22 protein-coding genes and 1 riboswitch are annotated in these 24,676 nt (G+C 48.4%); of the genes, 1 reads left to right on the forward strand and 21 read right to left on the reverse strand.

Annotated elements, in window-relative coordinates:
- Window positions 1-9: 9 nt before the first annotated feature.
- From GKG41_RS08955 to GKG41_RS09005, 11 genes are all read right to left on the reverse strand, one after another.
- Complete coding sequence (locus tag GKG41_RS08955; RefSeq protein ID WP_173015572.1) at window positions 10-807, reverse strand: SDR family oxidoreductase; 798 nt, start codon at window positions 805-807, stop codon at window positions 10-12.
- A gap of 13 nt (window positions 808-820) precedes the next feature.
- Complete coding sequence (locus GKG41_RS08960) at window positions 821-1,858, reverse strand: alcohol dehydrogenase catalytic domain-containing protein (protein ID WP_154258174.1); 1,038 nt, start codon at window positions 1,856-1,858, stop codon at window positions 821-823.
- A gap of 13 nt (window positions 1,859-1,871) precedes the next feature.
- Complete coding sequence (locus GKG41_RS08965; protein WP_154258175.1) at window positions 1,872-2,702, reverse strand: SDR family oxidoreductase; 831 nt, start codon at window positions 2,700-2,702, stop codon at window positions 1,872-1,874.
- 60 nt (window positions 2,703-2,762) lie between these two features.
- Window positions 2,763-3,197 (reverse strand): VOC family protein, encoded by a 435-nt coding sequence (locus GKG41_RS08970; protein ID WP_154258176.1) that lies wholly within the window; start codon window positions 3,195-3,197, stop codon window positions 2,763-2,765.
- A 187-nt stretch (window positions 3,198-3,384) separates the two neighbouring features.
- Entirely contained in the window at window positions 3,385-4,431 is a 1,047-nt protein-coding gene (locus GKG41_RS08975) for a uroporphyrinogen decarboxylase family protein (RefSeq protein ID WP_154258177.1), read from the reverse strand.
- Window positions 4,432-4,518: 87 nt separating this feature from the next.
- Window positions 4,519-5,988: a UbiD family decarboxylase gene (locus tag GKG41_RS08980; protein WP_154258178.1), complete on the reverse strand. Its 1,470-nt coding sequence runs from the start codon at window positions 5,986-5,988 to the stop codon at window positions 4,519-4,521.
- Between the two features lie 21 nt (window positions 5,989-6,009).
- Window positions 6,010-7,191 carry an iron-containing alcohol dehydrogenase gene (locus tag GKG41_RS08985; protein ID WP_154258179.1) on the reverse strand — a complete coding sequence of 394 codons (1,182 nt, stop codon included), beginning with the start codon at window positions 7,189-7,191 and terminating at the stop codon, window positions 6,010-6,012.
- Window positions 7,192-7,218: 27 nt separating this feature from the next.
- Complete coding sequence (locus GKG41_RS08990) at window positions 7,219-8,205, reverse strand: uroporphyrinogen decarboxylase family protein (RefSeq protein WP_173015571.1); 987 nt, start codon at window positions 8,203-8,205, stop codon at window positions 7,219-7,221.
- A 151-nt stretch (window positions 8,206-8,356) separates the two neighbouring features.
- A complete protein-coding gene (locus GKG41_RS08995; protein WP_154258181.1) occupies window positions 8,357-9,856 on the reverse strand; it encodes an aldehyde dehydrogenase family protein in 1,500 nt (499 codons plus the stop codon).
- Between the two features lie 89 nt (window positions 9,857-9,945).
- Window positions 9,946-11,403, reverse strand: a complete 1,458-nt coding sequence (locus tag GKG41_RS09000) for an FAD-dependent oxidoreductase (protein ID WP_154258182.1) — start codon at window positions 11,401-11,403, stop codon at window positions 9,946-9,948.
- A gap of 26 nt (window positions 11,404-11,429) precedes the next feature.
- Complete coding sequence (locus GKG41_RS09005; protein WP_154258183.1) at window positions 11,430-13,142, reverse strand: hypothetical protein; 1,713 nt, start codon at window positions 13,140-13,142, stop codon at window positions 11,430-11,432.
- Window positions 13,143-13,384: 242 nt separating this feature from the next.
- Here GKG41_RS09005 and GKG41_RS09010 point away from each other — a divergent pair, with 242 nt between their 5' ends.
- Window positions 13,385-14,290, forward strand: a complete 906-nt coding sequence (locus tag GKG41_RS09010; protein WP_154258184.1) for a LysR family transcriptional regulator — start codon at window positions 13,385-13,387, stop codon at window positions 14,288-14,290.
- 85 nt (window positions 14,291-14,375) lie between these two features.
- On the opposite strand, the gene secA is transcribed toward GKG41_RS09010, so the two are convergent.
- The 10 genes from secA to vorB all read right to left on the reverse strand — a co-directional run bounded on the left by secA (window position 14,376) and on the right by vorB (window position 24,676).
- Window positions 14,376-16,946: a preprotein translocase subunit SecA gene (secA, locus tag GKG41_RS09015; protein ID WP_154258185.1), complete on the reverse strand. Its 2,571-nt coding sequence runs from the start codon at window positions 16,944-16,946 to the stop codon at window positions 14,376-14,378.
- A gap of 159 nt (window positions 16,947-17,105) precedes the next feature.
- On the reverse strand, window positions 17,106-17,651 hold the full coding sequence (gene raiA / locus GKG41_RS09020) for a ribosome-associated translation inhibitor RaiA (RefSeq protein ID WP_072853438.1): 546 nt from the start codon (window positions 17,649-17,651) through the stop codon (window positions 17,106-17,108).
- Between the two features lie 132 nt (window positions 17,652-17,783).
- Entirely contained in the window at window positions 17,784-18,572 is a 789-nt protein-coding gene (hisA, locus tag GKG41_RS09025) for a phosphoribosylformimino-5-aminoimidazole carboxamide ribotide isomerase (RefSeq protein WP_154258186.1), read from the reverse strand.
- A 114-nt stretch (window positions 18,573-18,686) separates the two neighbouring features.
- Complete coding sequence (locus GKG41_RS09030; protein ID WP_154258187.1) at window positions 18,687-19,082, reverse strand: hypothetical protein; 396 nt, start codon at window positions 19,080-19,082, stop codon at window positions 18,687-18,689.
- Window positions 19,083-19,243: 161 nt separating this feature from the next.
- Window positions 19,244-20,005, reverse strand: coding sequence for a 4-hydroxy-tetrahydrodipicolinate reductase (gene dapB / locus GKG41_RS09035; RefSeq protein ID WP_154258188.1), 762 nt, complete (start codon window positions 20,003-20,005; stop codon window positions 19,244-19,246).
- Window positions 20,006-20,026: 21 nt separating this feature from the next.
- A complete protein-coding gene (dapA, locus tag GKG41_RS09040; RefSeq protein ID WP_154258189.1) occupies window positions 20,027-20,917 on the reverse strand; it encodes a 4-hydroxy-tetrahydrodipicolinate synthase in 891 nt (296 codons plus the stop codon).
- Between the two features lie 119 nt (window positions 20,918-21,036).
- A riboswitch (Lysine riboswitch) is annotated at window positions 21,037-21,209 on the reverse strand.
- A 110-nt stretch (window positions 21,210-21,319) separates the two neighbouring features.
- Window positions 21,320-22,288, reverse strand: a complete 969-nt coding sequence (locus GKG41_RS09045; RefSeq protein ID WP_154258190.1) for a 2-dehydropantoate 2-reductase — start codon at window positions 22,286-22,288, stop codon at window positions 21,320-21,322.
- Complete coding sequence (locus GKG41_RS09050) at window positions 22,285-22,854, reverse strand: 2-oxoacid:acceptor oxidoreductase family protein (RefSeq protein WP_154258191.1); 570 nt, start codon at window positions 22,852-22,854, stop codon at window positions 22,285-22,287. Before GKG41_RS09050 ends, GKG41_RS09045 begins: the two co-directional genes overlap by 4 nt.
- A gap of 2 nt (window positions 22,855-22,856) precedes the next feature.
- Window positions 22,857-23,594: a thiamine pyrophosphate-dependent enzyme gene (locus tag GKG41_RS09055; RefSeq protein ID WP_154258192.1), complete on the reverse strand. Its 738-nt coding sequence runs from the start codon at window positions 23,592-23,594 to the stop codon at window positions 22,857-22,859.
- Window positions 23,594-24,676 (reverse strand): 3-methyl-2-oxobutanoate dehydrogenase subunit VorB, encoded by a 1,083-nt coding sequence (vorB, locus tag GKG41_RS09060; protein ID WP_154258193.1) that lies wholly within the window; start codon window positions 24,674-24,676, stop codon window positions 23,594-23,596. Before vorB ends, GKG41_RS09055 begins: the two co-directional genes overlap by 1 nt.

Raw genomic sequence — 24,676 nt, forward strand, 5'->3', positions numbered from 1 at the left:
GCGCACCTCCTATCTCGCCAGCATATATCCTCCGTCTATGGTAAGGACTGCTCCCGTAACCTGTTCTGCCGCCTCGCTGGCCAGATAGACAGCCGCAGCCCCGATTTCAATGGGTTTGCCAAAACGCCCGGTGGGAGTGCAGGACCGCCAGTAATCCGTCCAGCCCTTCGTCTCTCCCTCATCCTTCACTCCCGTTACCAGATTGGTCTCTGTATATCCGGGAGCAATTGCATTTACCCGTATTCCATACTGCGCCCATTCATAGGCCAGGCACTTGGTCAGCCTGTCCCCGGCCGCTTTGGCCGCGTTGTAGGAACAGCTTTTCTGGGGGATATTCACAATCCTGGAAGAATTGGAGGTGATATTAATGATCCGCCCTCCGTTCTGTTCCTTCATCTTCAGCCCTGCATAATGGCACATGAGAAATGTTCCGTTTAAGTCTACGTCCAATACCCGGTACCACCCGCTCAGATCATCTGTGTCTTCCATGGGATCAAAGGGAGTGGCAATCCCGGCATTGTTTACCAGCACATCAATTCTTCCGTAGTCCTCAACCACTTTGGCAACCACTCTTTTAGCATCCTCCTGTTTTGTCACATCCCCTTCATAGGCCCGGTGGACACCGCCGAATTGCTCTAACTCTTCTATGGTCTCTGCTGCGCTTGCCAGGTTTCTGCACATAATCGCAACGCTGGCTCCGCTCTGCGCCATGGCCAGGGAGATTCCTTTTCCAATTCCCTTATTCCCCCCGGTTATCAGGACAACTTTCTCCTTCAGGGAAAATGCATGTTCCAAAGACTCTATCATAAAAGCTCCTTTCTCACTTGGTACAGTCAAAAACCAGCTTTGCATATTTCCCTGATTTCTGATCCGCATAAGCCTGCTTACACTCATCCAATGCATATATCTTTTCCACCACGGGCTTAAAATTCATCTGGGGAAGCATATTAACAGCCCTGGGGAAGGATTCCTGGGCCAGATACATTCCCTGGATTCTCAGTTCCTTCCGGTAGGTATACTCCAGGAGATTCATAGACATTTCATAGTCCCGCCGGTACATGGACATGAATACCAGATGTGCGCCCCTGGCGGCAAAATCCAGGGTTTTTCTGGCCGCGGGTCCGTTCCCGGAGGACTCAATCACTGCATCAAAGCCTTTTTTGCCCGTAATTTTTTGCACCTGCTCTTCAATATCCGGATCCAGAGGATTGAGCACGTAATCGGCGCCCATCTCCAACGCTCTCTTTCGCTTTCCCTCCATAGGCTCCAGCACGGTCACCCGCCCTGCACCGCTCCGTTTCAGAAGCTGGGTCATCATAAGGCCGATGCCGCCCCCGCCGGAGACAGCCACATGGGCCCCCAGCCGGAAGTCCGCCAGCTCCACTGCCCGCACCGCAATATTAAAGGGTTCTGTCAGTGCTGCGTCCAAAAGACTTACCCCTTCCGGCAGCTTATATACCTGATCCTCATGCCATACAATGTACTCCGCCTGGGCGGCCCCCAGGCCTTCCGCATGTTCGCAGAACTGAGATTCCCCTCCAAGGCAGTAGTCACAGGAACCGCAGGTCCGGTAAAAATTGCCGGTTACTTTATCCCCCACCTTCAGCCCTTTGCGGTTTGCCTTTGGTCCCAGGGCCTCGATGGTTCCGGAAAGCTCGTGTCCGCAGGGCGAGGGAATGGGAAGCTCAAAATATCCCTCCAGCAGATGGGGATCGGAACCGCACACAGAGGCATACGCTACTTTGATCAGAACCTCGTCATCATTTACAATCTCCGGCTTCGGCACCTCCATACAGGCTACCTCTCCCAGTTCTTTGGTACTCTCATTAAATGCCTTTACCAGCATAACTGCTTTCATCCCTGCCCCTCCTTTACCAGATGGTCACTCCGCCGTCTATGAGAAAATCACTTCCTGTTGCATAAGAGGACAGCTCGGAAGCCAGAAATACAACAATTCCCATAATCTCATTCAGGGACGCAAACCGGTTCATAGGAACCGCATCCCTTACAAATTCCTCCAGAGGAGCCATATCCATATCATCGTGCAGACCGGAGAGAATCATCCCGGGGCTGATGCTGTTGCACCGGATGCCGTCCTCCACATAGCTGACTGCCATAGACTTGGTGAACTGAATCACACCTGCCTTTGTGGCTGCATACACGGCCATATGCTGGCTCATATCCTTTCTGCTCCCTTTATTGATGATGTGCCCTGACATAGAAGCAGTATTGATGATAGAGCCTCCGTTTCCCAGCTCTTTCATCTTGTTCGCGGCGATCCGGTTAACCAGAAACATTCCCGTAAGGTTGATATCTACCACACGCTTCCATTCCTCCAGGGGAATACCGGAAGGACTGTCGCTGCGTCCCGCAACACCGGCATTGGAGAATACAACATCCAGCCTTCCAAACAGCTCTGCTGTCTCCTGGATCATTCTGGTCACATCTGCTTCGTTTGCAACATTTCCCATGCATTTCCCAGTCTTTACTCCATACCGTTTTTCGATCTCTCTGCAATTCTCATCCAGAATCTGTGCCTTCTGGGGAATATCCATCAATACAATATCCGCTCCTGCTTCCGCCAGTCCGGCCGCACAGGATCTTCCGATCCCCCCGGCCCCTCCGGTCACAAGAGCTGCCTTTCCTTTCAGAGAGAGCATCTCATAGATACTCCTCAGTTCTGCAATCTGCAATGGTTTCATACTCTTTCTCCTTCCTGTTTTATACTGCTTTCATATAAAATACATCCGAAGTTACACTCCTTAGTCCTGCAGTTCAATTAAATTCCCATCCGGATCCTTTAAAAATGCCCAGTGCTCCTCCGGGGTTGCTCTTCTGTCCGGAGGGAAGAAAAAGTAAACCCCGTCTGCCTTCATAGTTTCATATGCTTCAAATATATCGGGAACACGAAGACAGATATGGGTATAGCCCGGCTGGTTCCAAACTGTTCCTTTTCCTTCTTTTTGAGGATGAAATTGAAACAGCTCCAGTACAATCCCATCCGGGGACTTTAAGAAGCAAAAATCTGAAAAAGCTCCATCTGACAGCTGGTACAGCGTATTGTGCAAACTGATAAATTCCTCTGAAAACACATCCTGATACTCCAGCTGAAACCCAAAATATTTTGTATAAAACGCAGTAGTTCTTTCAATATCCCGCACCGTAATCCCCACATGCAGAAAATTAGATATGCTCATAGGCCTTTTCCTCCCTGCTTGCCTGTCCGTTCTTTTTTACGACATTTTTACTATATTTACATATAGTTATATAAAATTTTTATGCATTTTGCATATCTTTTAAGGTAATTATAGTATTTTCATTCGTTTTTACAATTCGAATTTCAAGAAAGATCTATTCCTTGCGGGAATGAATCCCGGAAATCCCTCAGAAATCGGTTTTTGTCCCGTCCTCATGTGCCGCAGTATAAGCCGTCCTGGTCATCTGCTTTGGTTTCTCGGGGGGACAATAGTCGGCTTTCTCCCACAAAGGAGCATTATACTCATACAGGGCGTCCACCAGAGGACCGGTAATCCCAGGATCGATCATAGCCGGTTCCGCCACCCAGCTTCCTCCCGGAGCCATTAATCCGATGCGGTATAGGCACTCCTCGTACCGTTCACGGTATCCTGCGCCCTGTCTGTCCAGAATCCCCTGGTTATCGAATCCTCCCACAAAACAGATCTGCTTTCCATACTTCTGTTTCAGCTCGTACGGATGGTTGGATAACTGCAGAGGGTTCAGGGCGTCTATCCCCAGCTCTATAAAATCTTCAATAAGAGGGGCTATGTACCCGCAGGAATGGTGTTCGTACAGCATGCCCTGGCTGTGTACCGTGTCCACAATCCGTTTCAAATGGGGTTTTATCATGTTTCTCCAGGTTTCCAGGGACATAAACATTCTGTCGTTGGATCCGTAGTCATCGTGGAACTGTATCTTATCGGGTTTATAGTATTGAGCGATTAATTTTATTTCCTCTATCCGGTAGTCTGTGAGAGCTCCCAATAGATCTTCGGACGCCTCTTCTTCCATCAGAAGGCCGCACAGAGCGTCCTCCACCCCTGTCATAGCGTGAAACTGCTCGAATAGACCGTTTATTATAATCACACTGCTAAGCTTATTCTCCCTGTCCCACTGTGCGGTATCCTCCCTGGCGCCTCTCTCCCAGTCATAGCTTTTGGGATCCGGTATCTTCAGATGGGCTCTCCACGCCGTAATATCCTCCAGTCTTTTTGTTCCCCTGGTCACCATAGGCCCCTCCATCCCCTCTGCAAAGGTCCAGGATACGCCGAAGGCATCTACGGTAACGCCGTATCCCTTTGGTCCCTCCATCACGATTGTGGGAAGACAGGTATCCTGATCCGTGGTCTGGCTGGGTACCCACAAAGGCTCTTCATGCCGGTAGGCCATCAATATATTTTCTTTGGCATTCATCACACGTTCACTCCTTTTTTTGCGAAAAAACGGCCCTGGATGGTTTCCTAAGGCCGCCTTCTCATATGTAATTCTGTTGTCAGCTGTTTATAGCTCCGGACACCATTTCCTGTAATCCACCTCCAGGAACTTGGATCTCTCAAACCGTTTTTTCTGGGCATACGGCACCGTACAGTCAAAGATCATCTTGCAGGAAATGCCGTTGTCCCGCAACGCCAGATTGTACTCCATCTTCTGGGAAGGATCCAGGGGATGGCATCTGACTCCAGGGATGAAGATGGTGTCAATGTCCCCCTGGTATCTGGTATTCATGGCAAACAATACATCATTCATATCAAAGGGATCTACATCCTCATCTACAATAAAAATATGCTTTAATTCTGAAAATGCGGAGAATGCAAGCAGGGCGGCCTGTCTCTGCCGGCCTTCGTCGCTCTGGCTCCTCTTCTTAAACTGGAGAACCGCCATATATTTACCCCCTCCGGCAGAACAGCAATACACATTCTGAAGACGGCCGGGCATAGCCCGCTCTACCATCTGTATGATGCTGGCCTCTGTTGGGATACCCGCCATATTTACATGCTCCTCGCTGGGCCCGATGCAGGTCTGCATAATAGGATTCTCCCTGTGAGTGACTGCTTTTACTTTGATAAGCGGAACCGCCTGATTGGCATTTCCCGTATATCCCGGGAATTCAGGCATGGCTTTCCCTGTGTTGGTATTGATATCCTCCCGGATATAGGAGTCCGGAATCAATTCCCCCTCAATAACATATTCTGCATTGGCAATGCATTTTTCTTCTATGGTGAGACAGTTGGTCAGCCGCACCGCGGAATTTCTGATAGCCCCTGCTACGGAAAGCTCATTGAATCCGATAGGCGTTGTGGGCGGCTCAAAACATGCGGCTATTTCAATGGCAGGATCCACCCCAATGCTGATGGATATAGGGAGGGGTCTGCCCAAAGCCTCCGCCTTTTCCCGGAAAGCCCCCAGATGTCTGGCGCCCGGAACAAAATACATGGAAATGGTGTCTTTGCTCTGCAGACAGAGCCTGTGGATGGTAATATCCGATTCCCCTGTCTCAACATCCGATGCATAGCACATACCCATGGTGATATACGGGCCGGCATCCTCCGGCGTATTGGTAGGCGCCGGAAGGATCTTTCTGATGTCGAACCCTTCCTCAGTGGCAAAGTGTTTTACCTCCTGGCAGTCCGCCTCAGCGTTTGAAATAACCACCGGCTGGATGGGATGTTCTACCGCTTCCTTTAAAAGAAAGCCGAGACGCTCCGGCTTTTCCCCGAGAAGAAGTCCCACTCTTTCTCTGGATGCCAGAAGGCCAATCAGCACCCTTGCATCCTCATGGCCTGTGATCTGATTGAACATCAGGGCCGGGCCTTGTTTCGTAGGCCTTTTGACGGTCCCCCCTGCCCCTACATACCGGTAGATCCCGGAGATCTCCGCATGGGGTTTTACCGGAACATCGGTTTCTATATATTGGCCCGGAACCTTTTTTAATAATTCGATGGCAGATCTAAGACTATTATACTTTGGCATACCCTCACCCCCTTACTCTCACTATTTTATTTCTTTTTCTTTGGGTGTTCCCCTGTACATGGTTTTCAGATATAATCTTCGCATATCCTCCGGCGTTGTAAGCCTCGGGCAGTGTTCCCAGATTTTTGTCTTCTGCGCGTCCGCAATCATCTCTTCCAGATGCTCCTCACCGATTCCCATCTCTGAAAGATTCTTAGGCAGGCCCAGCTTTTCATTGAGCTTCACCAGATAGTCAATGAGCATTTCTGTCTCAAAGTTCTCTGTATAGGCGTGTTCCCTGCGGAGCAGATTATATACTTTCTTATATTTTCCCCTGTCGGCAAGCGCATTGAACTCCATGGTAGTGGGGAACAGCATGGCATTGGCCAGTCCGTGAGGCACATGGTAGAACCCCGTCAGAGGATGGGACAAAGCGTGGGCCTGGTTCGGCAGGCAGAGGGATAAGGTGATTCCCGCCAGCGTGCTTCCCATAATCATATCAGAGGCTGCGTCTATATCCGCCCGGTTCGCCACAAACCTTGGCAGGGCAGGTCCGATCAATTCCATAGCCTTTTCCGCCACAGAGTCGGAAAACGGAGTCGCCAGATCGCTCATATAGCACTCTACCGCATGGATCAAAGCATCCATTCCTGTGGAAGCCGCAACTCCTGCGGGGAGTGTAGTTATCAGTTCCGGATCCAGCAGAGCCACCTGAGGAAGCATCTTATCATTCAGGATTACCATCTTGTATTTATTCTCATCTGTGATAACCGTATTTCTTGTCACCTCACTGCCGGTACCTGCTGTGGTGGGGATGGCGATCACCGGAATCGGGTCATGTTCCACCGGAAGATAGTATCCCCAGAAGTCCTGAAGACGCTTTCCGCTGTACCCCACCAGAGCAGCGCTCTTTGCCGTATCCATGGAGCTTCCGCCTCCCACTGCCACCACGCAGTCCACTTTTTCTTCCACAATAATCTTAACTACTTTTTCCACTACCCAGCAGCCGGGGTCCGGCTCCACATCAGTAAAAGTCACACAGGGGTAACCTGCAGCCCCGATAATCTTCTCCACCCTTCCCGTAATGCCAGCCTTCACCAGACCCGGATCAGATACCAGAAGCACCCGGGTCCCATGCAGTCTCTGAATATATTCCCCTAATTTTTCAACAATGCCGACACCAAATTCAATATCCTGTTTTACTGAAAAGCTGTGATTTTTCATTCCAAATTTCCTCCTTTTAGATGTTATCTACCGAAGCTCCGGGGGTATCTCTGCTCCATACTCCCTCATTTTTTCTGTTACCAGGGGCTTTAACTCCTCAAAAAAGATTCGGGGATGCTTACAGAAGAAGGGTTTCCAGGCCACAAAGCTGCCGCCCGGGGCAACCTTTTGAAATACTCTCCGTATCTCCTCCCGGCTCTCCTCCGGGGTGACATCTTCCCTGTCCAGAATCTCCACATTGTTAAATCCCCCGCAGAAACATAAGTCCCTGCCGTATTTCGCCTTCAGTTCCTCCGGATGATTGGAGATCTGTACCGGGTGAACAGCGTCCACTCCAAGCTCAATAAAATCTTCTATCATGGGGCGCATGAACCCGCAGCAGTGGAGAATATAAAACATTCCCATTTCATGGGCAGTATCCACCATTCTCTTAAGCTGAGGCTTTATGAGTTCCCGCCATGTGGAAAGAGACATCATCATAGATTCCTTTGCACTGTAGTCATCAAAAACCATAATGGCATCCGGTTTATAATATTTTCCTATTTGCCGGATCAGCCTCAGTCTGTAATCGGTAAATTCCCGGAACCAGTCTTCCATTATCTCCGGATCCTCCAGCAGTGCACACAACACATCCTCAAATCCCATCATCAGATGCGCCCGCTCAAACATACCGTTGAACAGCTGGACAATGGAAAACTTATTTTCTCTGTCCCACCCTGCGGTATCCCTGGCTGCCAGAGCTTCCCAATCCCGGTCCTCCACGTTGGGAAAGACTATTTCCTTTTTCCATTCCTCCACGCAGGATACTGCCCGGGTTCCTACCTTTTGTACAGGCCCGTTGGCTTCCAGGTTGTACTCATACTCTACCCCGAATTCGTCCCTGCCCTCCGTGCGGCCTTCATACCGCTCCTGCACCGCCTGCTGCAATACGATGTCACAGTCTGTAATATTATTGGGAATCCACAGGGTTTCCTGATGTTTCATAGCCAATATCACATTTTCACGCCTTGTCATTGTTTCTGCAGCCCTCCCTTCTTGTATGTATTTACCAATTTTCATTACCATTAAGCCTATAATATAGCAATTTTATACAATTTATCAATTCGGTTTTCTCAGCCAATCTATTCCCCCAAAGAATATATACCCCATTCCCGTGGAAAGTCTCTTACTGCAGAAATCCCTTTAATACAATTACTTTTTCCTTTACGACCTCTCCCAAAGTGGTAAAACCTTCTTTTCCCGTACCGCTCAGCTTATATCCGCCAAAGGGCTGCATCATGTTCCGGTAGGTCCCTGTCCCGTTCACTACCACACCGCCGGACTCTATGCTTCTCGCCAGGTTCATGCCCTTTTTCCAGTCTCTGGTCATCACACAGCCCGAAAGCCCGAAGCAGCTGCTGTTGGCAATTTCCACCGCTTCCTCAGGAGTGTCAAATCCTATGATGGGCATAACAGGACCGAAGATTTCCATATCCCGGGCAATATCCATGGACTTATCCACCTCGCCAATTACCGTAGGCTCAATAAACGCACCTTTCCGTCTGCCCCCGATCAAAAGCTTTGCCCCCTGGTCCAGGGTCTTCTTTATCTGTTGCTCTACCTGAATGGCCGCCTTTTCCGAAATCAGACTGTTCATCAGAGTTTTTCCCGGCTTCAGCTGAGAGAAGTCCAGCCCAATGTACTGATCCAGCTCTGCCTCTACGTCCATATCATATCCCATCTCTATTTTAGATACTGCATCCAGTACTGTCTTCGTAAATTGTTCCTTCACGGAGTTCTGTACAATGAACCTCTTGGGGGCTATGCATACCTGCCCCGCGGAATTCATCCGCCAGGCTGCTGCCTCCCTGGCGGCTGCCTCCACATCTGCATCCTCCAGAACAATAAAAGGATCATTCCCCCCCAGCTCCAGAGCACAGGGCGCCAGCCGTTTGGCCATGATGCCGGCTATATGTAGTCCTACTTCTGTGCTTCCGGTAAGGGTCACGGCATCCACTCTGGGATCTTCAACCAGCCAATCCCCAATGTCGCCCCCTGCACCGGTTACCACCTGCAGGGCTTCTCCCGGCACACCGGCCTCCCACAGCAACTCTATTAGCTTCATCAATGCCAGTGGGTTGCTGGTGGGCGGCTTTACAATTACTGCATTCCCCGCAGCCAGAGCCGGGGCAACTTTGTAACCGAAAAGCATCAGAGGAGCATTGAAGGGTACGATAGCCAGAACGGTTCCCACCGGTTCGTAAACTACCATCTGCAGATCCTGCTCCGTCTTGCCGTCATGCCCGGCCTCAGTGCCGGGCACTAAAAGCTTCCCGTCACAGCGCTTTGCAGTCTCCAGGTATCCCCGGAACAGACCTGGTATCCCCTGCCACTGAAACAGGCCGTTTCGCACGCTGCTTCCGCTTTCTCGCATCAGGGTTCCGATAATCTCCCTTTTGTTCTCCTCCATTAACCGGAAAAAGCGCTCAAAAATAACTTCCTTTTCCTTTAGGGGCACAGCGCTCCACTTCTTCAGTCCTCTTTTGGAAGCCTCCAGCGCCCTGTCCACATCCTTTTTGGTGGCCATAGGTATGGTGTCAATCACTTCATTTGTAATGGGATTGATAACCGGTATAGTTTTACCGTCACCGGACTCTGTCTTCTGTCCGTCAATCATCATTTTCATAGTACTGCTCCCTTCTTTCTGCAAAAATCTCCGCCCCACATTATAGCATTATAACGCAAGACGGAGATCCTTATCTACAATCCTTACTATTATCTTGTCTCAAACAGGATCGCTCCCTGAGCTACCAGATTATCCTGCAGTTCCTTGATATCCTTCTGAAGTTCTCTGGGGGTTACGTCCTTCTTTACAGAAAGTGCCGCTGCAGTCCCCGCCGCCTGCCCGGTTACCATGGTCTGGTGGAGATAGCGCAGGTATGCCGGCCGGTCGGTGGAAACAGATTTGCCTGCTGCCAGCAGGTTGTCAATGGTTTTAGGAAGCAGACACCGGTAAGGAATATCGTAAGATCCTCCATCCTTTGGGAATGCCATATCTGTTTTGCCGTCCACGCATACAGCCAGTGTATCCATGGCTGCCACATGGTATCCACCTGCCTTGAAGGAAGTCTTGCCAATCGTGTCCTCAAACTGACGGCATGCTTCCACGTCGTCCCTGGTAAGGATATACTCGCCCACAATCCTGGGACCTTCTCTCAGACGAAGCTCTGTGCAGGTCTTGGTAATATATGCGTGCTCAAATCCGGGCACATAATTTTTGAAGAATCTCCAGGCAATCATATTCTGCTTCCTGCATTCAATGTTGCATCTGGTAAGATCCCACGCATCCGTAGGAAGCGCGTGATCCACCTGGGAGGAATGCTGGAAGTGGGCCTGAATGTGTCCCCCTTCTCTTGGGGTAAGGAAGAACCCGGCTCCTGAATATGGATGCCAGTCTCCGTTTTTCAGGGCCATATCACGCAGCTCATAAAAGCCCATGATCTCTCCCAGCTCTTTGATGTCGTAGCACTTACGGTACATATCTTCTACTTCTTCCCTTGTATTTGCATCCTCATAGGGGAAGATTAACTGTTTAAAGGAAAACTGATCCGGATTGGTGCGGATATAGGTTAAGAGCTTGTCCCAGTCTACCCCGTCCACGGTGAATGCCAGGGTATGGGGCTGGATAATATCGCGGCTGACGCACGCAGTCTCACATCCTGCCTGGATAGCCACATATCCCTCTCCGGTACAGTCGATCACACGTTTTGCTTTCATCTCATTTCTGCCGTTAGCATTTTCAACGATAATTCCGGTTACGGTGTTCTCCTCCTTGGTAACCCCTACCACCAGAGTGTCTAAAAGGAGTTCCACCCCCTCTTCTTCCATCATTTCAAAGATGAGGTATACCCACCATTCTGGATCTACATAGGAAAAGGTGTAGCCTGCTTTTTCCCTGATCTTGCTTCTCCACTCAGGCAGCGCATGCCCGGATTTCAGAAGTCTCTGATATGTTTCTTCCACCAGCCCTCCGATATCTCTTTTGCCCCGGGGGTTAAATAATCTTGCATAGGCAAATCCGGGAGGTCCGGAAAGACTCATCTGACCTCCCAGGATTCCTGTTTTCTCAATCAATAAGGTTTTTGCACCATTCCTCGCGCTGGCGATTGCCGCAGCCACACCTGAAGTTCCGCCGCCGCAGACAATTACATCATATTGTGTGTCGTACCCCATAACGTGCCCTCCTTCATTTTATTTTTCTATTTTTTGAAATCTTCAATTGATTTTGCAATGGTTCCATCCGGCATAGCTACCGGCTCTACGCATCCTTCGCTGTGAAGCGCCCAAGGAAGGATTACACCAGAATGGCCGCCCCGGCCGCCGATCACTACTACTTCCACATCTTTTGGTGAGCGCGTTACTGGCAGAGGATGTCTGTTCTCCCATTCTTTCGGACGCACCGGTACAAGTCCACGGTTGCGGACCATAGGAACCTCATGATATACATACTGATGAATATGTTCCTGAATCATTTCCTTTGTATAACCGGACTTCTTCAGCATCATTCCATGATCAGGCGTCAGGCAGACTACCAGCGGGCCAGGCATATAGGCATTGTTGGATCCAAGTGTGGTACAGCAGTGTGTTATGGTATCCAGCAGATCGTGTCCGTTTAAGCTCAGGAAGTCGATAATATCATGAATGGGTTCTGCCTTCAGTACATAGACTGTGGTTGTATCTGAATCATAGCGATCCTCATTGATCATATTCCACTGTGCCAGTTCAGGCTCCTCTGCAAAGCAGTAGGTAAATTCTGCCTGGGAAGCAATGCAGTCCAGATCACATACCCCGGGAACTGAGCGGAATATATTCATAATAACCAGGTTAACGGCTCTTCCTATGGTCGCATTGGCCGGATAGCCCGGTCCCTGGCAGCCCTGCTTGCCGGAGATTCCAATTTCCTGCGCAATGGGACCAGATACGATTACCATGTTGCCGCCGGGGTGAGAGGTTGTCACAGACTGGTTCAGGTTATACAGGGGGCTGTTCAGTGCCTTAAATACTGCTACCAGTATGGGCATGGCCGTGGGTTTACATCCTGCCATAATTGCTGCCACTGCCACATCCTTAACGGTAACAGTCTTCCCGCTGGGTCCGCTGGGGCTGCACAGCACCAGATCTTCTTCAAATGGACAATACTCCATCATTTTCTCGTACCGGGCTTTCGTAGGAGGAATAATCGGAAGCCCGTCGCTGATATGCTCTGCATTGAAGAAATCGTTGATTTCCTCCAGATAAGCACCCGGCTCACAGAGTTTTTCTTCTTCTATATCTAATTCCTCCGTCACTGGGAGCAGTCCGTCTGCTCTCGGAGGTACTTTGTCCATCTTAAAGTCAATGTGTGCAAGCTCCTCCAGCTTTTCTCCGTTACTGGTCAGAGATTCTATGATGTAATCCCATTTTAAATCCACCTGAGCCGCCACTTCCTCTACGGTACTTGCCTGATAGATGTCTACCGAACAGAGGCAGAGATGTCCTGCACGGTATACACCGACGCCCTCTGTGATTCCGGTTCCTGGAGGTGCTGTCATATAGACAGTAGGAATCCCCAGCTCTTCCAGGGCAATGCTTAACACGGTGGTGGAAGAAGAAGTTCCCATATCACCAAAGGCAACAATAGCCGCCGTTGGTTTTTCTTCTGCCAGCATTTCCGCATATTTCTTCAGAGCCTCCGCATCCTTCCCCCGGACAGTTTCTGTATACTCTACGAAGTTTGTAATCCCCAGTTCTGTAAAGTGCTCTTTGATGCGATCAAAAACCGTGTAATAATTACAAAATCCAAGTTTTGTATTATTATAAAAAAGTATTTTGCCTGACTTCAGCTCTTCCAGAGATACCCGGGGCGCTAGCTGAATCATTTTTCTTTCCTGATACCCTCTGGGATCCAGGATTGGATTAAATTTTGTCGCCATACTCATTCTCCTTTTCCACACTTATTTTTTATATACTGCTTAAGCATTTTTTATTTTATGACTTAAGTTTACTTTTTTATGGCTGTTGTATCAATTCGCTTTTCCCTCCCTTTTTATTCCTGGAACGAATAAGTACGCGAACCGATGTCAGATTAAGTTTCATGTCCGCTTGATAACGTCGGAATCTTGCGATATAATAAGTCTTGACAGTTTGTTGAGCAGGCATAAAAGGAGAGAGATGAATGACATTTGAACAATTACAACATTTTCTGGCAATTGCGAAATATAAGAACTATTCTATTGCTGCCGAAGAAAGCTTTGTCTCCCAGTCTTCTCTCTCCAAGCAAATCAAAGCACTGGAGGAAGAACTGGGATTCAAACTTTTTGACAGGACCACCAGGAATATCGAGCTCACCGAGGGGGGAGAGGAATTTGTGATGTATTCTCAAAGAATTCTGCAGGAGTATAAAGAAATGCTCAGCAGGCTTCGGAGATATACGGACGAATCCAAGAACACCCTGAGGATAGCCGCCATACCTGTCATGAATCATTACGGACTCACGGACATCATTTTTCATTTTCAGCAGCAATACCCTGGGGTAAGAGTAAAGGTTCTGGAAAAGGACGGAAGCTACGTAGTCCAGGATCTGGAGAAGGGAGATGCCGATCTGGTTTTTCTGAGAAGTCATCATATTCCGGAAGGAGAATTCTTAATTTACCCTTTGATCGATGATGAACTGGTACTGATTACCGGTCAGGACCACCGTTTTTCAAACAGAGATGAAATCGACCTAAAAGAGGCCGAGGATGAAGAATTTCTTTTTTTGGGAGCCAATACCGGTATGCATCAGACCTGCATCAAGGCATGCAAAAAGGCGGGGTTCATTCCAAAAGAACGATGCCTGGACCTCCGCTCCAGCACCATTAAGAATCTGGTGGCAAACGGCCAGGGCATCTCTCTTATGATGAAGGCATCTATCGAGTATATGAAAGACCCCAGAATACATATCGTCTATCTGAAAGAACATCCCATAGTGAATCTGGCACTGGCAACCAAAGAAGAAATGTTAAGCGATGTATCCCGGACATTTATCGAATATGTCCAGGATAGTTTCGGGCATCTTACAGACGGGGAAGAAGTCATGTAGGGACGGGTCTGTTGTATAAAGGGACAGGCCGATCCCAAAAGGGGACGTGTTCTTTCTAAAAAGAACACGTCCCCTTTTTTACCCTTTAGACTGCTTTGCGCCCGCAGCACTGTTTGTATTTCTTGCCGCTGCCGCATGGACACGGGTCATTGGGATATACTTTTTTCACTGCTCTCTGCATTGGTTTCTTAGGACCGGATTCGTCTTTATTCGTTCCGGTTACCTTTGCTACCTGCTCTCTTTCTACTTTCTGCTCTACTTTTACATGGTACAGCAGACGAAGTGTATCCTCCTGGATCGCAGCGGTCATGGCATTGAACATCTCATAGCCGCTCATCTTATATTCTACCTTCGGATCCCTCTGGCCATAGGCCTGCAGGCCGATTCCCTGACGCAGCTGATCCATGTCATCGATATGATCCATCCACTTCCGGTCGATTACCTTCAGCAGAATGACACGCTCCAGTTCTCTCAGCTGTTCTGGTTCCGGGAATTCCACTTCTTTTTCTTCATAAATCTTTACTGCCTCTTCCTTCAGATCCTGTTTCAGCTGATTTTTCTTAATCCCATCTACCTTCTCTTTTGTCACTGGTTTTACCGGTATGATGGGAATTAATACACTGTTCAGTTCGCTGAGATCCCACTCGTCGTTCTCTACGTCGTCAGAGATACACATATCTACCGTACTGTCCACGATATCAGTAATCATCTTATAGATAGACTCTCTCATGTTCTCTCCGTCCAGAACACGGCGTCTCTCTTTGTAGATAATCTCCCGCTGTTCGTTATTTACCTGGTCATATTCCAGCAGGTTCTTACGAATTCCGTAGTTATTGCTCTCTATCTTCATCTGCGCCTTTTCAATGGCACTGGACAGCATTTTATGCTCAATCTGCTCATTCTCCGCAACACCCAAAGATTTAAATACATTCATCAGCTTTTCCGAACCAAACAGACGCATCAGATCGTCTTCCAAAGAAATATAGAATCTGGATTCACCGGGATCTCCCTGCCGTCCGGAACGGCCGCGGAGCTGGTTGTCAATACGCCTGGATTCGTGGCGCTCCGTACCAATAATTTTAAGTCCGCCTGCTTCTCTGGACACATCGTCCAGCTTGATATCTGTACCACGCCCGGCCATATTGGTTGCGATGGTAACCGCTCCGGCCTCTCCGGCTCCGGCTACAATCTCCGCCTCCAGCTCATGGAACTTGGCATTCAATACCGTATGCTTGATTCCCTCTCTTTTCAGCATGCCGCTGAGAAGCTCGGAGTTCTCAATGGTAATGGTACCGACCAGAACCGGCTGATTCTTGGCGTGAGCCTCTTTGATCTCCTCCACTACAGCCCGGAACTTTTCCTTCTGGGTCATATATACCGCATCGTCGTAGTCTTTACGGATGACAGGCATATTCGTTGGAATCTCTACAACGTCCATGCCGTAGATTTCCCTGAACTCCTTTTCCTCTGTAAGAGCCGTACCTGTCATACCCGACTTTTTGGTGTATTTGTTAAAGAAGTTCTGGAAGGTAATGGTTGCCAGGGTTTTACTCTCCCTTCTTACCTTCACATGCTCTTTTGCCTCAATTGCCTGGTGAAGCCCGTCAGAATAGCGGCGCCCGGGCATAATACGGCCGGTAAATTCATCTACAATCAGAACCTGATCATCCTTTACCACATAATCCTGGTCTCTGAACATCAGATTGTGCGCCCGCAGAGCCAGTATAATATTGTGCTGAATCTCCAGATTCTCAGGATCCGCCAGATTCTCAATGCTGAAGAACTTCTCTACTTTCTTGACGCCCTGTTCTGTCAGGTTTACAATCTTATCTTTTTCATTAACGATAAAGTCCCCGGTTTCAATGATTTCCTCTCCCATAATAGCGGTCATCTTCGTCATCTCACCGCTGGCCTCGCCCCGTTCCAGCTGTCTGGCAAGAATGTCACAGACTTCGTAGAGCTTGGTGGACTTTTCACTCTGTCCGGATATAATCAGAGGGGTTCTCGCCTCATCAATGAGAACCGAGTCAACCTCATCGATGATAGCATAGTGGAGATCTCTTTGCACCAGCTGTTCTTTGTAAATTACCATGTTGTCACGCAGGTAGTCAAAGCCCAGCTCGTTGTTCGTCACATAGGTAATGTCACAGGCATAGGCAGCGCGTCTCTCGTCATTATTCATGGAATTCAGCACCACACCTACCGTCAGTCCCAAAAATTCATGAACCTTGCCCATCCACTCCGCATCACGGTGCGCCAGGTAATCATTGACCGTTACAATATGCACCCCTTCCCCCTCCAAAGCGTTCAGATAGGCAGGAAGCGTAGATACCAGTGTCTTACCTTCACCGGTTCTCATCTCCGCAATACGCCCCTGATGCAGGATAATACCGCCGATCAGCTGTACCCGGTAATGTTCCATATTGAGAACACGCTTGGCCGCCTCTCTCACAGTGGCAAAAGCCTCCGGGAGAATATCATCCAGAGAAGCCCCCTCAGAGAGCCGGTTTTTGAATTCCCTGGTCTTTTCCCGCAGCTCCTCGTCACTGAGCTTCTGCATCTTGGGGCGCAGAGCCTCGATCTTGTCCACTGTAGCCACCAGCCGCTTTACTTCTCTTTCACTATGGGTTCCGAATATCTTGTTTATAACATTCATAAAAAATACTCCTATTTTTTCTTCGTTTTCAAATTAAGTCATAGCACTATTGTTCATTTTAGCACTTTCCTATGTTGAAAACAATAAATTTTTCGTGAACAAACCATGAAAAAGCACCCGAAAGCCCTCTGCAGGCTCCGGGTGCCGGTGATTCTTATCTTAGAACTCTGGTTCAATCAAACCATAAGTATTGCCTTTTCTCTTGTATACCACATTTACTTCCTCTGTCTCCGCATTCAGGAAAACATAGAAATTATGCCCCAGAAGCTCCATCTGCACACAGGCGTCTTCCGGATACATGGGTTTGAAACCAAAACGTTTGGTACGGATAATCTTTATCTCTCCATCATCCTCATAATCCTTTTCCACATAAGCCTTCTGGAAGTGAGTATATTCTTCCTGCTCCTTTACGCCCTGCTCTCTCTGGATGATTTTGTTTTTGTACTTTCTCAGCTGGCGCTCTATGACCTCTTCCACAAGATCAATGGATACGTACATATCATTGCTTACCTGTTCTGAACGGATAATATTACCCTTCACAGGTATGGTAACTTCGATCTTCTGGCGCTCCTTTTCCACGCTGAGCGTTACTATAATTTCCGTATCTTCCGTAAAATATCTACTTAACTTTCCAAGCTTGTCCTGGACTGCTGTGCGTAACCCGTCGGTTACTTCAAGATTTTTTCCACTTATGATAAAATTCATGCTGTCAACCCCTTTAACGTGTATTTTACAAATCCCTTTGGAATTCTTTACCAAGGTCATTTGTAATGTAACCCCATTATATCAATATTCAGTTTTTATTGCAACGGAATTTAGAAAATTTTCATTATTGTATTATATTTGACAGTTATTTCTGCAGCATTCTAAGACGTCCTCATATTTCATGGGACCTCCGAACAAGTCAAGTGCACTGCCAATGGTGACATCCAGGCGGCCTTTTCCCAACTCTGCCAGAGTTTTTAAGTCCTCAAAGGTACCCACACCGCCTGCATAGGTGGTCGGAATCTCACTGCCCTCTGCAAGCAGGGATACTAGACCGGTTTCAATCCCCGATGCTTTTCCCTCCACATCCACTGCATGAACCAGAAACTCATCGCAAAAAAAAGCAAGCTCCCGGAGCACACTTCTGCTGATTGTCACCTCTGTAAATTTCTGCCACCGATCCGTAACTATATAATAGTTCCCATCACGCTTTCTGCAGCTCAAATCCAGCACCAGATGTTCTTTGCCAACGGTCTCAGCCATCCGCTCCAGGTTTTGCATGGATACTTTTCCGTCTCTGAATACATAAGAGGTTACGATAACATGACTTGCTCCTGCCTGCAGAAACTCAAGGCTGTTTTCCGGTGTGATTCCTCCGCCCACCTGGAGGCCGCCGGGATACTCCCTGAGTGCGTCCAGAGCCTGGCCCTTCGTCTGCGGATAATAAGCAGATGCCAGAGGGTTCAGCAGAATAATATGCCCCCCCCGAATCCCTGACTCCTTATACATCTTTGCGAAAAAGGGCGCATCCTGTTCGGCTACAAAGTTTTCTGCCGCCATGTCATTTTCATCCTTCAAAGTCCCCCCGACAATCTGTTTTACTTTACCATTATGTATATCTATGCAAGGGCGAAAATTCATCCGAAAACCTCCTGTTACTACTATATGGGGTATCATACCATGTTAAGACTAATTGATCAATACGGCTTTACCCAAAAAGGGAGGGCAGAGAGTACACTCCCTGCCCCTGTACCTTTATTTTGCCTGGGTATTATTTTCTGTTGTTGTGTTGTTGGCACCTGGATCTGTGTTGTCATTGGCATTGCCATTGGCGTCATTTCCTGTGAGGTCATCTCCAAGATCCTCAATGCCGTCGCCTACATCCTCAACGCCGTCTTTGATGTCATCGCCAACTTCATCTACAACACCGTCTCCGTCAGCGTCATTTCCCTCTGTTACACTGTTATTGTTACTGTTTGTGTCATTAGGAGTATTGCTGTCAGTGTCTTTCGTATCCTTGTTGTCGGTTGTTCCGTTTTCTGTCGTATTGCTGCCGTTATCTCCGTTGTCATTATTGCTTCCGCATCCTGTAGCAAAGCTGAGAGTCAGAACTAACAGGGCACCAAGCAAAAGTGTTTTACATTTCTTCATCACTATAGTCTCCTTTGATTCATTATTTTTTTATCTTCAGTGTTATTAATATGTGCTGATTTCTCCTGATTTATTCGCAGGATAAAATCTTTGAATCCGGAAACTATTTTATAAAGAAAAAAGACCCACGAGTATATGGATCTTTTCCCAATTTTTTCATATTATTTTGCCTGGATTACATCAGCCATATTATACATCCCTGCCGGCTTTCCACCCAGGAACTTGGCTGCTTCCACAGCTCCTTTTCCAAACACAGTCTTGGAATACGCTGTATGGGAGAACGTTATGACCTCGTCCGGACCCGCAAAGATCACATCGTGATCCCCCACGATGGTCCCGCCTCTGACCGCAGAGATTCCTATTTCTTTTGGATCCCTCTGCTCTCTCCTCTGGCTTCTGTCATATACATAATGATACTGGTGATCCATGGCTTCATTCAGGCTGTCTGCCAGCGCAATAGCTGTTCCGCTGGGAGCATCCAGTTTTAATTTGTGGTGTTTTTCCACAATTTCCATATCAAATCCGGCTTCTGCCAAAACCCTGGCAGCGTCCTGTACAAGCTTTAACAGTGTATTAATTCCAAGAGACATGTTAGCGGAACGCAGCACTGCCACCTCCCCGCTGACCCTCCGTGCTTTTTCCAGCTGCTCTTCACTGAGTCCGGTGGTGCACAAAACAACGGGCAGTTTTCTTCTCTCACAGTAATCCAGCAGGCGGTCCGTCGCTTTTGCAGAAGAAAAATCGATCAAAACATCTGCCTCTGCATCACAGGTATCAATATCTGTAAATACAGGATATTCACACCGGCCATTATCTGCCATATCAATACCGGCCACTATCTCGGCTGCCGGATCTTCTTTTACTAAACCGGAAATCACCTGCCCCATATGGCCGCAGCATCCGTGCATTATAATCTTTGTCATCTGTTTATCCCCTTTTCTGTCCTATGCCAGCTCTATACCGAAATCCTTCATAGTCTGGGCTAATTTTTTCTGATTTTCTTCTTCCATAGTTGTCAAAGGCATTCTCAATGGTCCAACTTCTTTCCCCATAAGATTCAGAGCAGCCTTCACAGGAATAGGATTGACCTCACTGAACAGCGCATTCACAAGGGGAAGCGCTCTGAGCTGCAGTGCACAGCTGCCTTTCACATCTCCTTCCAAATATTTAGATACAATCTCGTGGGTTTCTCTGGGCGCCACATTTGACAATACGGAGATCACACCTTTTCCGCCCAGTGACATAATAGGAACGATCTGATCATCATTTCCGGAATACAGGTCAAGGTCATCTCCGGCAAGCTGCATGGTCTTAGCCACCTGTGCGATATTGCCTGTTGCCTCTTTGATACCCGTAATGTTTTCTACATTCTTAGCAAGATATGCCGCAGTCTCAGGCAGAATATTGCATCCGGTTCTGCTGGGCACATTATACATAATCAGCGGAATGCTGACTGCATTCGCAATTGCCGTATAATGGGCGATCAGCCCCTTTTGAGTTGCTTTGTTGTAGTAAGGAGTCACAATCAGCAGGCCGTCTGCGCCGAATTTCTCTGCCTCCTGTGAAAGATAGATTGCAGTTTCCGTACAATTGGAACCTGTGCCTGCAACAACAGGTATTCTTTTCGCTACCTTGTCAACGGTATATTTGATAGCTTCCAGATGCTCCTCATGGGTCAGGGTAGAAGATTCCCCGGTAGTGCCGCAGATGATAATGGCGTCCGTTCCCCCTTCAATCTGAAATTCAATCAATTCTCCCAATTTGTCGAAATTAACTTTTCCATTGTCATACATAGGGGTAACAATCGCTACGCCTGCTCCTGTAAAAATAGCCATAATAATTCCTCCTTCATTTCCACTCGGTTTTAGGTTTGCATATAATTCTGCTAATAAAGAAAAGAGGCAAACCCGTAAGCCGCCTCTAAAGAATACTACATTGTATCACATTTATGAATTCTTCGGATAGCGCACCATCTTACGATGACAGTCATGAAATTATTCACTTCATGCCCAAGGTATAGGACTGCAGGGTTCCCACCCTTTCGGCGCCGTTTCCTTTTTTCTATCGTCATCTGTGCCTGTCACATCTGATAAAATACTCATAAAAAGCGCAACCTCTATCATTCTTTATATAATTTACAGTAACTATAGCATTATTAAAAATCCTTGTCAATGCCTCTTTTATAAAAATATTATATTCAAAAACAAGGAGGATGGGATAACTTTTTCACCGCCCCCCTACCCCTCAAACATCAAATCATACGTATCCTCACGCACTCTAAGTAAATAATAAACTGCCTCATTGTATGGCGTGGGAATCCCGTACTTTTTTCCTTCCCTGCACACTGCCCCGTTCAGGAACTCTACCTCTGTCTTTCTCTGTTTAAAGACATCCAGTACGGTTGAGGTAAAGTGATGCTCGTTAAGAGGCACCTGGGCCATATTTTCACGCTCTTTTTTCCAGTATTCCTCCGGATCCATGGGTACTCCTCTGGCGGATGCAACCTCACAGACCTCACGGGCCAGTTCTTTCAGGAGCTTTCTGCCCTCCTCATGTCTCATAAAGTCCTCCCCTGCCAGCTGTACCAGAGCACAGGGGGCATTATACAGTATATTGATAAACAGCTTGTCCCACATAATTGCCTCTGTCTGCTCAGACAGAGCTGCGGGGAACCCTCCCCTCTCCAGTATCTTCTCCATCTCCTCAAAGAGATGCCGGTATGGGGTGTCCTTCTCTAGAGGGGAGAACCAGACGCCCTTGGGACTGTACGGAAATTTTACCCGCCCTGCGATTCTTCCCGGCGCTCTGAGGGTGGCAGATGCTTTTAACACCCCATACCCAATCTGCCCTGTGGAGAAGAATTCCTTTAGTATATCCACATTTCCCAGTCCGTTCTGCAGAGAGATTACAACCGTATCCTCTCCGAACAGTTCCCGGTTGGCTTCAATGCTGCTTTTCGTGTTCATTCCCTTAACCAGCAGAATTACCAGATCACAGGTTCCTGCCTTTGAGGCATCTGAGACAGCCATGGTTATTTTTACGGTTTCTTCTTCCTGTTCCTCCAGTTCCATATGGAGCCCTTCCCGTTCCACGGCCTGCATATGCTTCACATAGGGATCTACAAAGTATACCTCAGCACCGCCCTTCATCAGATGGGCGCCCACAAGGGATCCCATGGCGCCGGCCCCAAGAATTCCTATCTTCATACACTTCCTCCCTCCTCATCTGCAGCTCTCTGGCTTCTGACCGCCTCCATTCCCCGTCGGAATGCCGCAATATTCAGCTTTGCAATCTGGGGCTTTTTCCCGAAGGCAGACTGGAGCACCTGCTCCATCACCGAGGGTTCCACCCCCCGGGTAGCTTCCACCACAGCCCCCAGCATAATCACATTTAAAAGCCTGTCATTTTTAAGTTCCTCCGCAATATCGGATGCCGGTATAAGGTATACAGTTCCCTTATTCTCCTCCGGCATGGTTCTGACCAGAGAGGTATTTACGATATAGCTTCCCCCGTCCTTTAAATACTGGCTTTGGGCTGCACAAGATTCCTCGTCAAAGAAAGCCATGCAGTCATAAGATGCTGTCACCTGCGCTCCCACTTCTCTGTCAGAGAGAATCAAAGTGGTGTAAGTATATCCGTTTCTCATGGCAGGCGCATATTCAGAATAAGAGGTGGCATATTGATGCGCCTCCACCGCGGCCATTCCTAACAGCTTCCCCCCAAGGACTACACCCTGGCCTCCCAGGCCTCCTAAAAAGATTTTATTTTCCATGCTTATTCTCCTTTAAAAACACCGATTGGATACTGACTCTCCGACATTTCTTTAATGTGTTCTATGGACTGGAGAGGCGTCATATGCCAGTTCGTGGGACAATTAGACAAGAACTCAAGAAAGGCAAACCCTTTGTGTTCTGTCTGAAGACGGAATGCTTTCTCTAAGGCCTTTTTTGCCTGCATTACATGTTTCGGATCGTATACCGCCATCCGGGCAGAATACTGGGTCCCCTCCACCTGAGCCAGAATCTCTGCCAGGTTAATGGGATAGCCTTCCCGGTCAGCCATTCTTCCACGGGGGCAGGTAGTGGACTTCTGTCCCATCAGCGTTGTGGGCGCCATCTGCCCTCCTGTATTGGCAAACAGCGAATTGTTCACCATAATCACCGTAAGATTTTCATTTCTGGCGGCCGCATGGATTACATCGCCAATCCCAATCGCGGCGTCCGCCCCGTCGCCGTCCCAGCACAAGACAAAATGGTCCGGATCCGCCCTTTTGATCCCTGTTCCCACAGCAGCCGATCTCCCCAGCCCTACCATCACGGTATTAATATTAATGCAGAAATCCTGCTGGGGTCCGCATCCCGGGGGAAACAGCAGTGTCGTATTTTCCGGAGCAATCTTCAATTCATCCATGGTGTCCAGAATTAATTTTCCTATCAGGCCATGCATACACCCAGAGCACAGGGGATGGCTGCCCTTGTATAGTTTGGATCGTTCATAAACAACCTGTTCCATCAGTCACCGCTCCCTTCCATCTGATGTTTTACTTGGCAGACTACCTCTTCCGGCGTCACCAGCATACCGCCGCCTCTCCCGTAGAAGTCCACCTCAATCCGGCCTTCTACACTCCGTTCCACATCCTCCAGCATCTGGCCGGGGATGGCCATTTCCACACATATTGCCTTTTTTATCCTTCCGTAATTCAGGCTGCCAATCTGTTTTCGGGGAAATGGAAAAAGTGTAATGGGGCGGAACAGCCCTGCTTTTATCCCTTCCTTCCTCAGCTGCCGTACTGCTTCTCTTACGATACGCCCCACGGACCCGTAGGCAAAGAGAACTGCTTCTGCATCCTCCAGCATAAATTCCTCGTATCTGATTTCGTTTTCTTCCCACGCTTTATACTTATCGGCCAGCTTTATGCAGAATTCTTCCTGAGAAGATACAGGCAGAAGCATAGACTGGCAGATTCGTTTATCTTCAAACTTCATACTGTCCCTTTTGGTAATCAGCCAGGAAGATTTGTCGGGTAATGTGGAAAGCTCTCTGAGAGGCGGAAGTTCCACCACCTCTGTTGTGGCCGCCAGAAGCTTATCTGTCAGCACCACTACAGGCGTCCGGTATCGATCTGCAATATCAAAACTCTCATAAACTATGTTTACCGCCTCCTGGATCGTACTGGGCGAAATGACAAAAGCTCGGCCCCCTCCGGCGCCCAGCCCCTTTACCGCATACAGGTAATCCTGGCTGCATCCGCCGATTCCCCCCATTCCCGGCCCCGGTCTGGCCACATCAATGAAAACACAGGGGGCCTCACATCCTATGATAAAGCTGATGCCCTCTGCCATCAGAGAAAACCCCGGGCCTGAGGTACTGGTCATACAGCGGAGCCCTCCGCAGCTTGCCCCTAATAAAATATTGGCAGACACTACCTCGCTTTCTGCCTGAATAAAGCTTCCTCCCACTTCCGGAAGCCGGCCGGATAAATACTCCGGCATAGGGCTCTGGGGAGTAATGGGAAAACCGGCAAACAGCCGGCACCCGGCTGCTACCGCAGCTTCTGCCATAGCCACATTGCCGTCTATAAATTTGGTTGACAT

This window comes from Lactonifactor sp. BIOML-A5, from assembly GCF_009677585.1.
In the GTDB taxonomy this organism is placed as follows: Bacteria; Bacillota; Clostridia; order Lachnospirales; family Lachnospiraceae; genus Lactonifactor.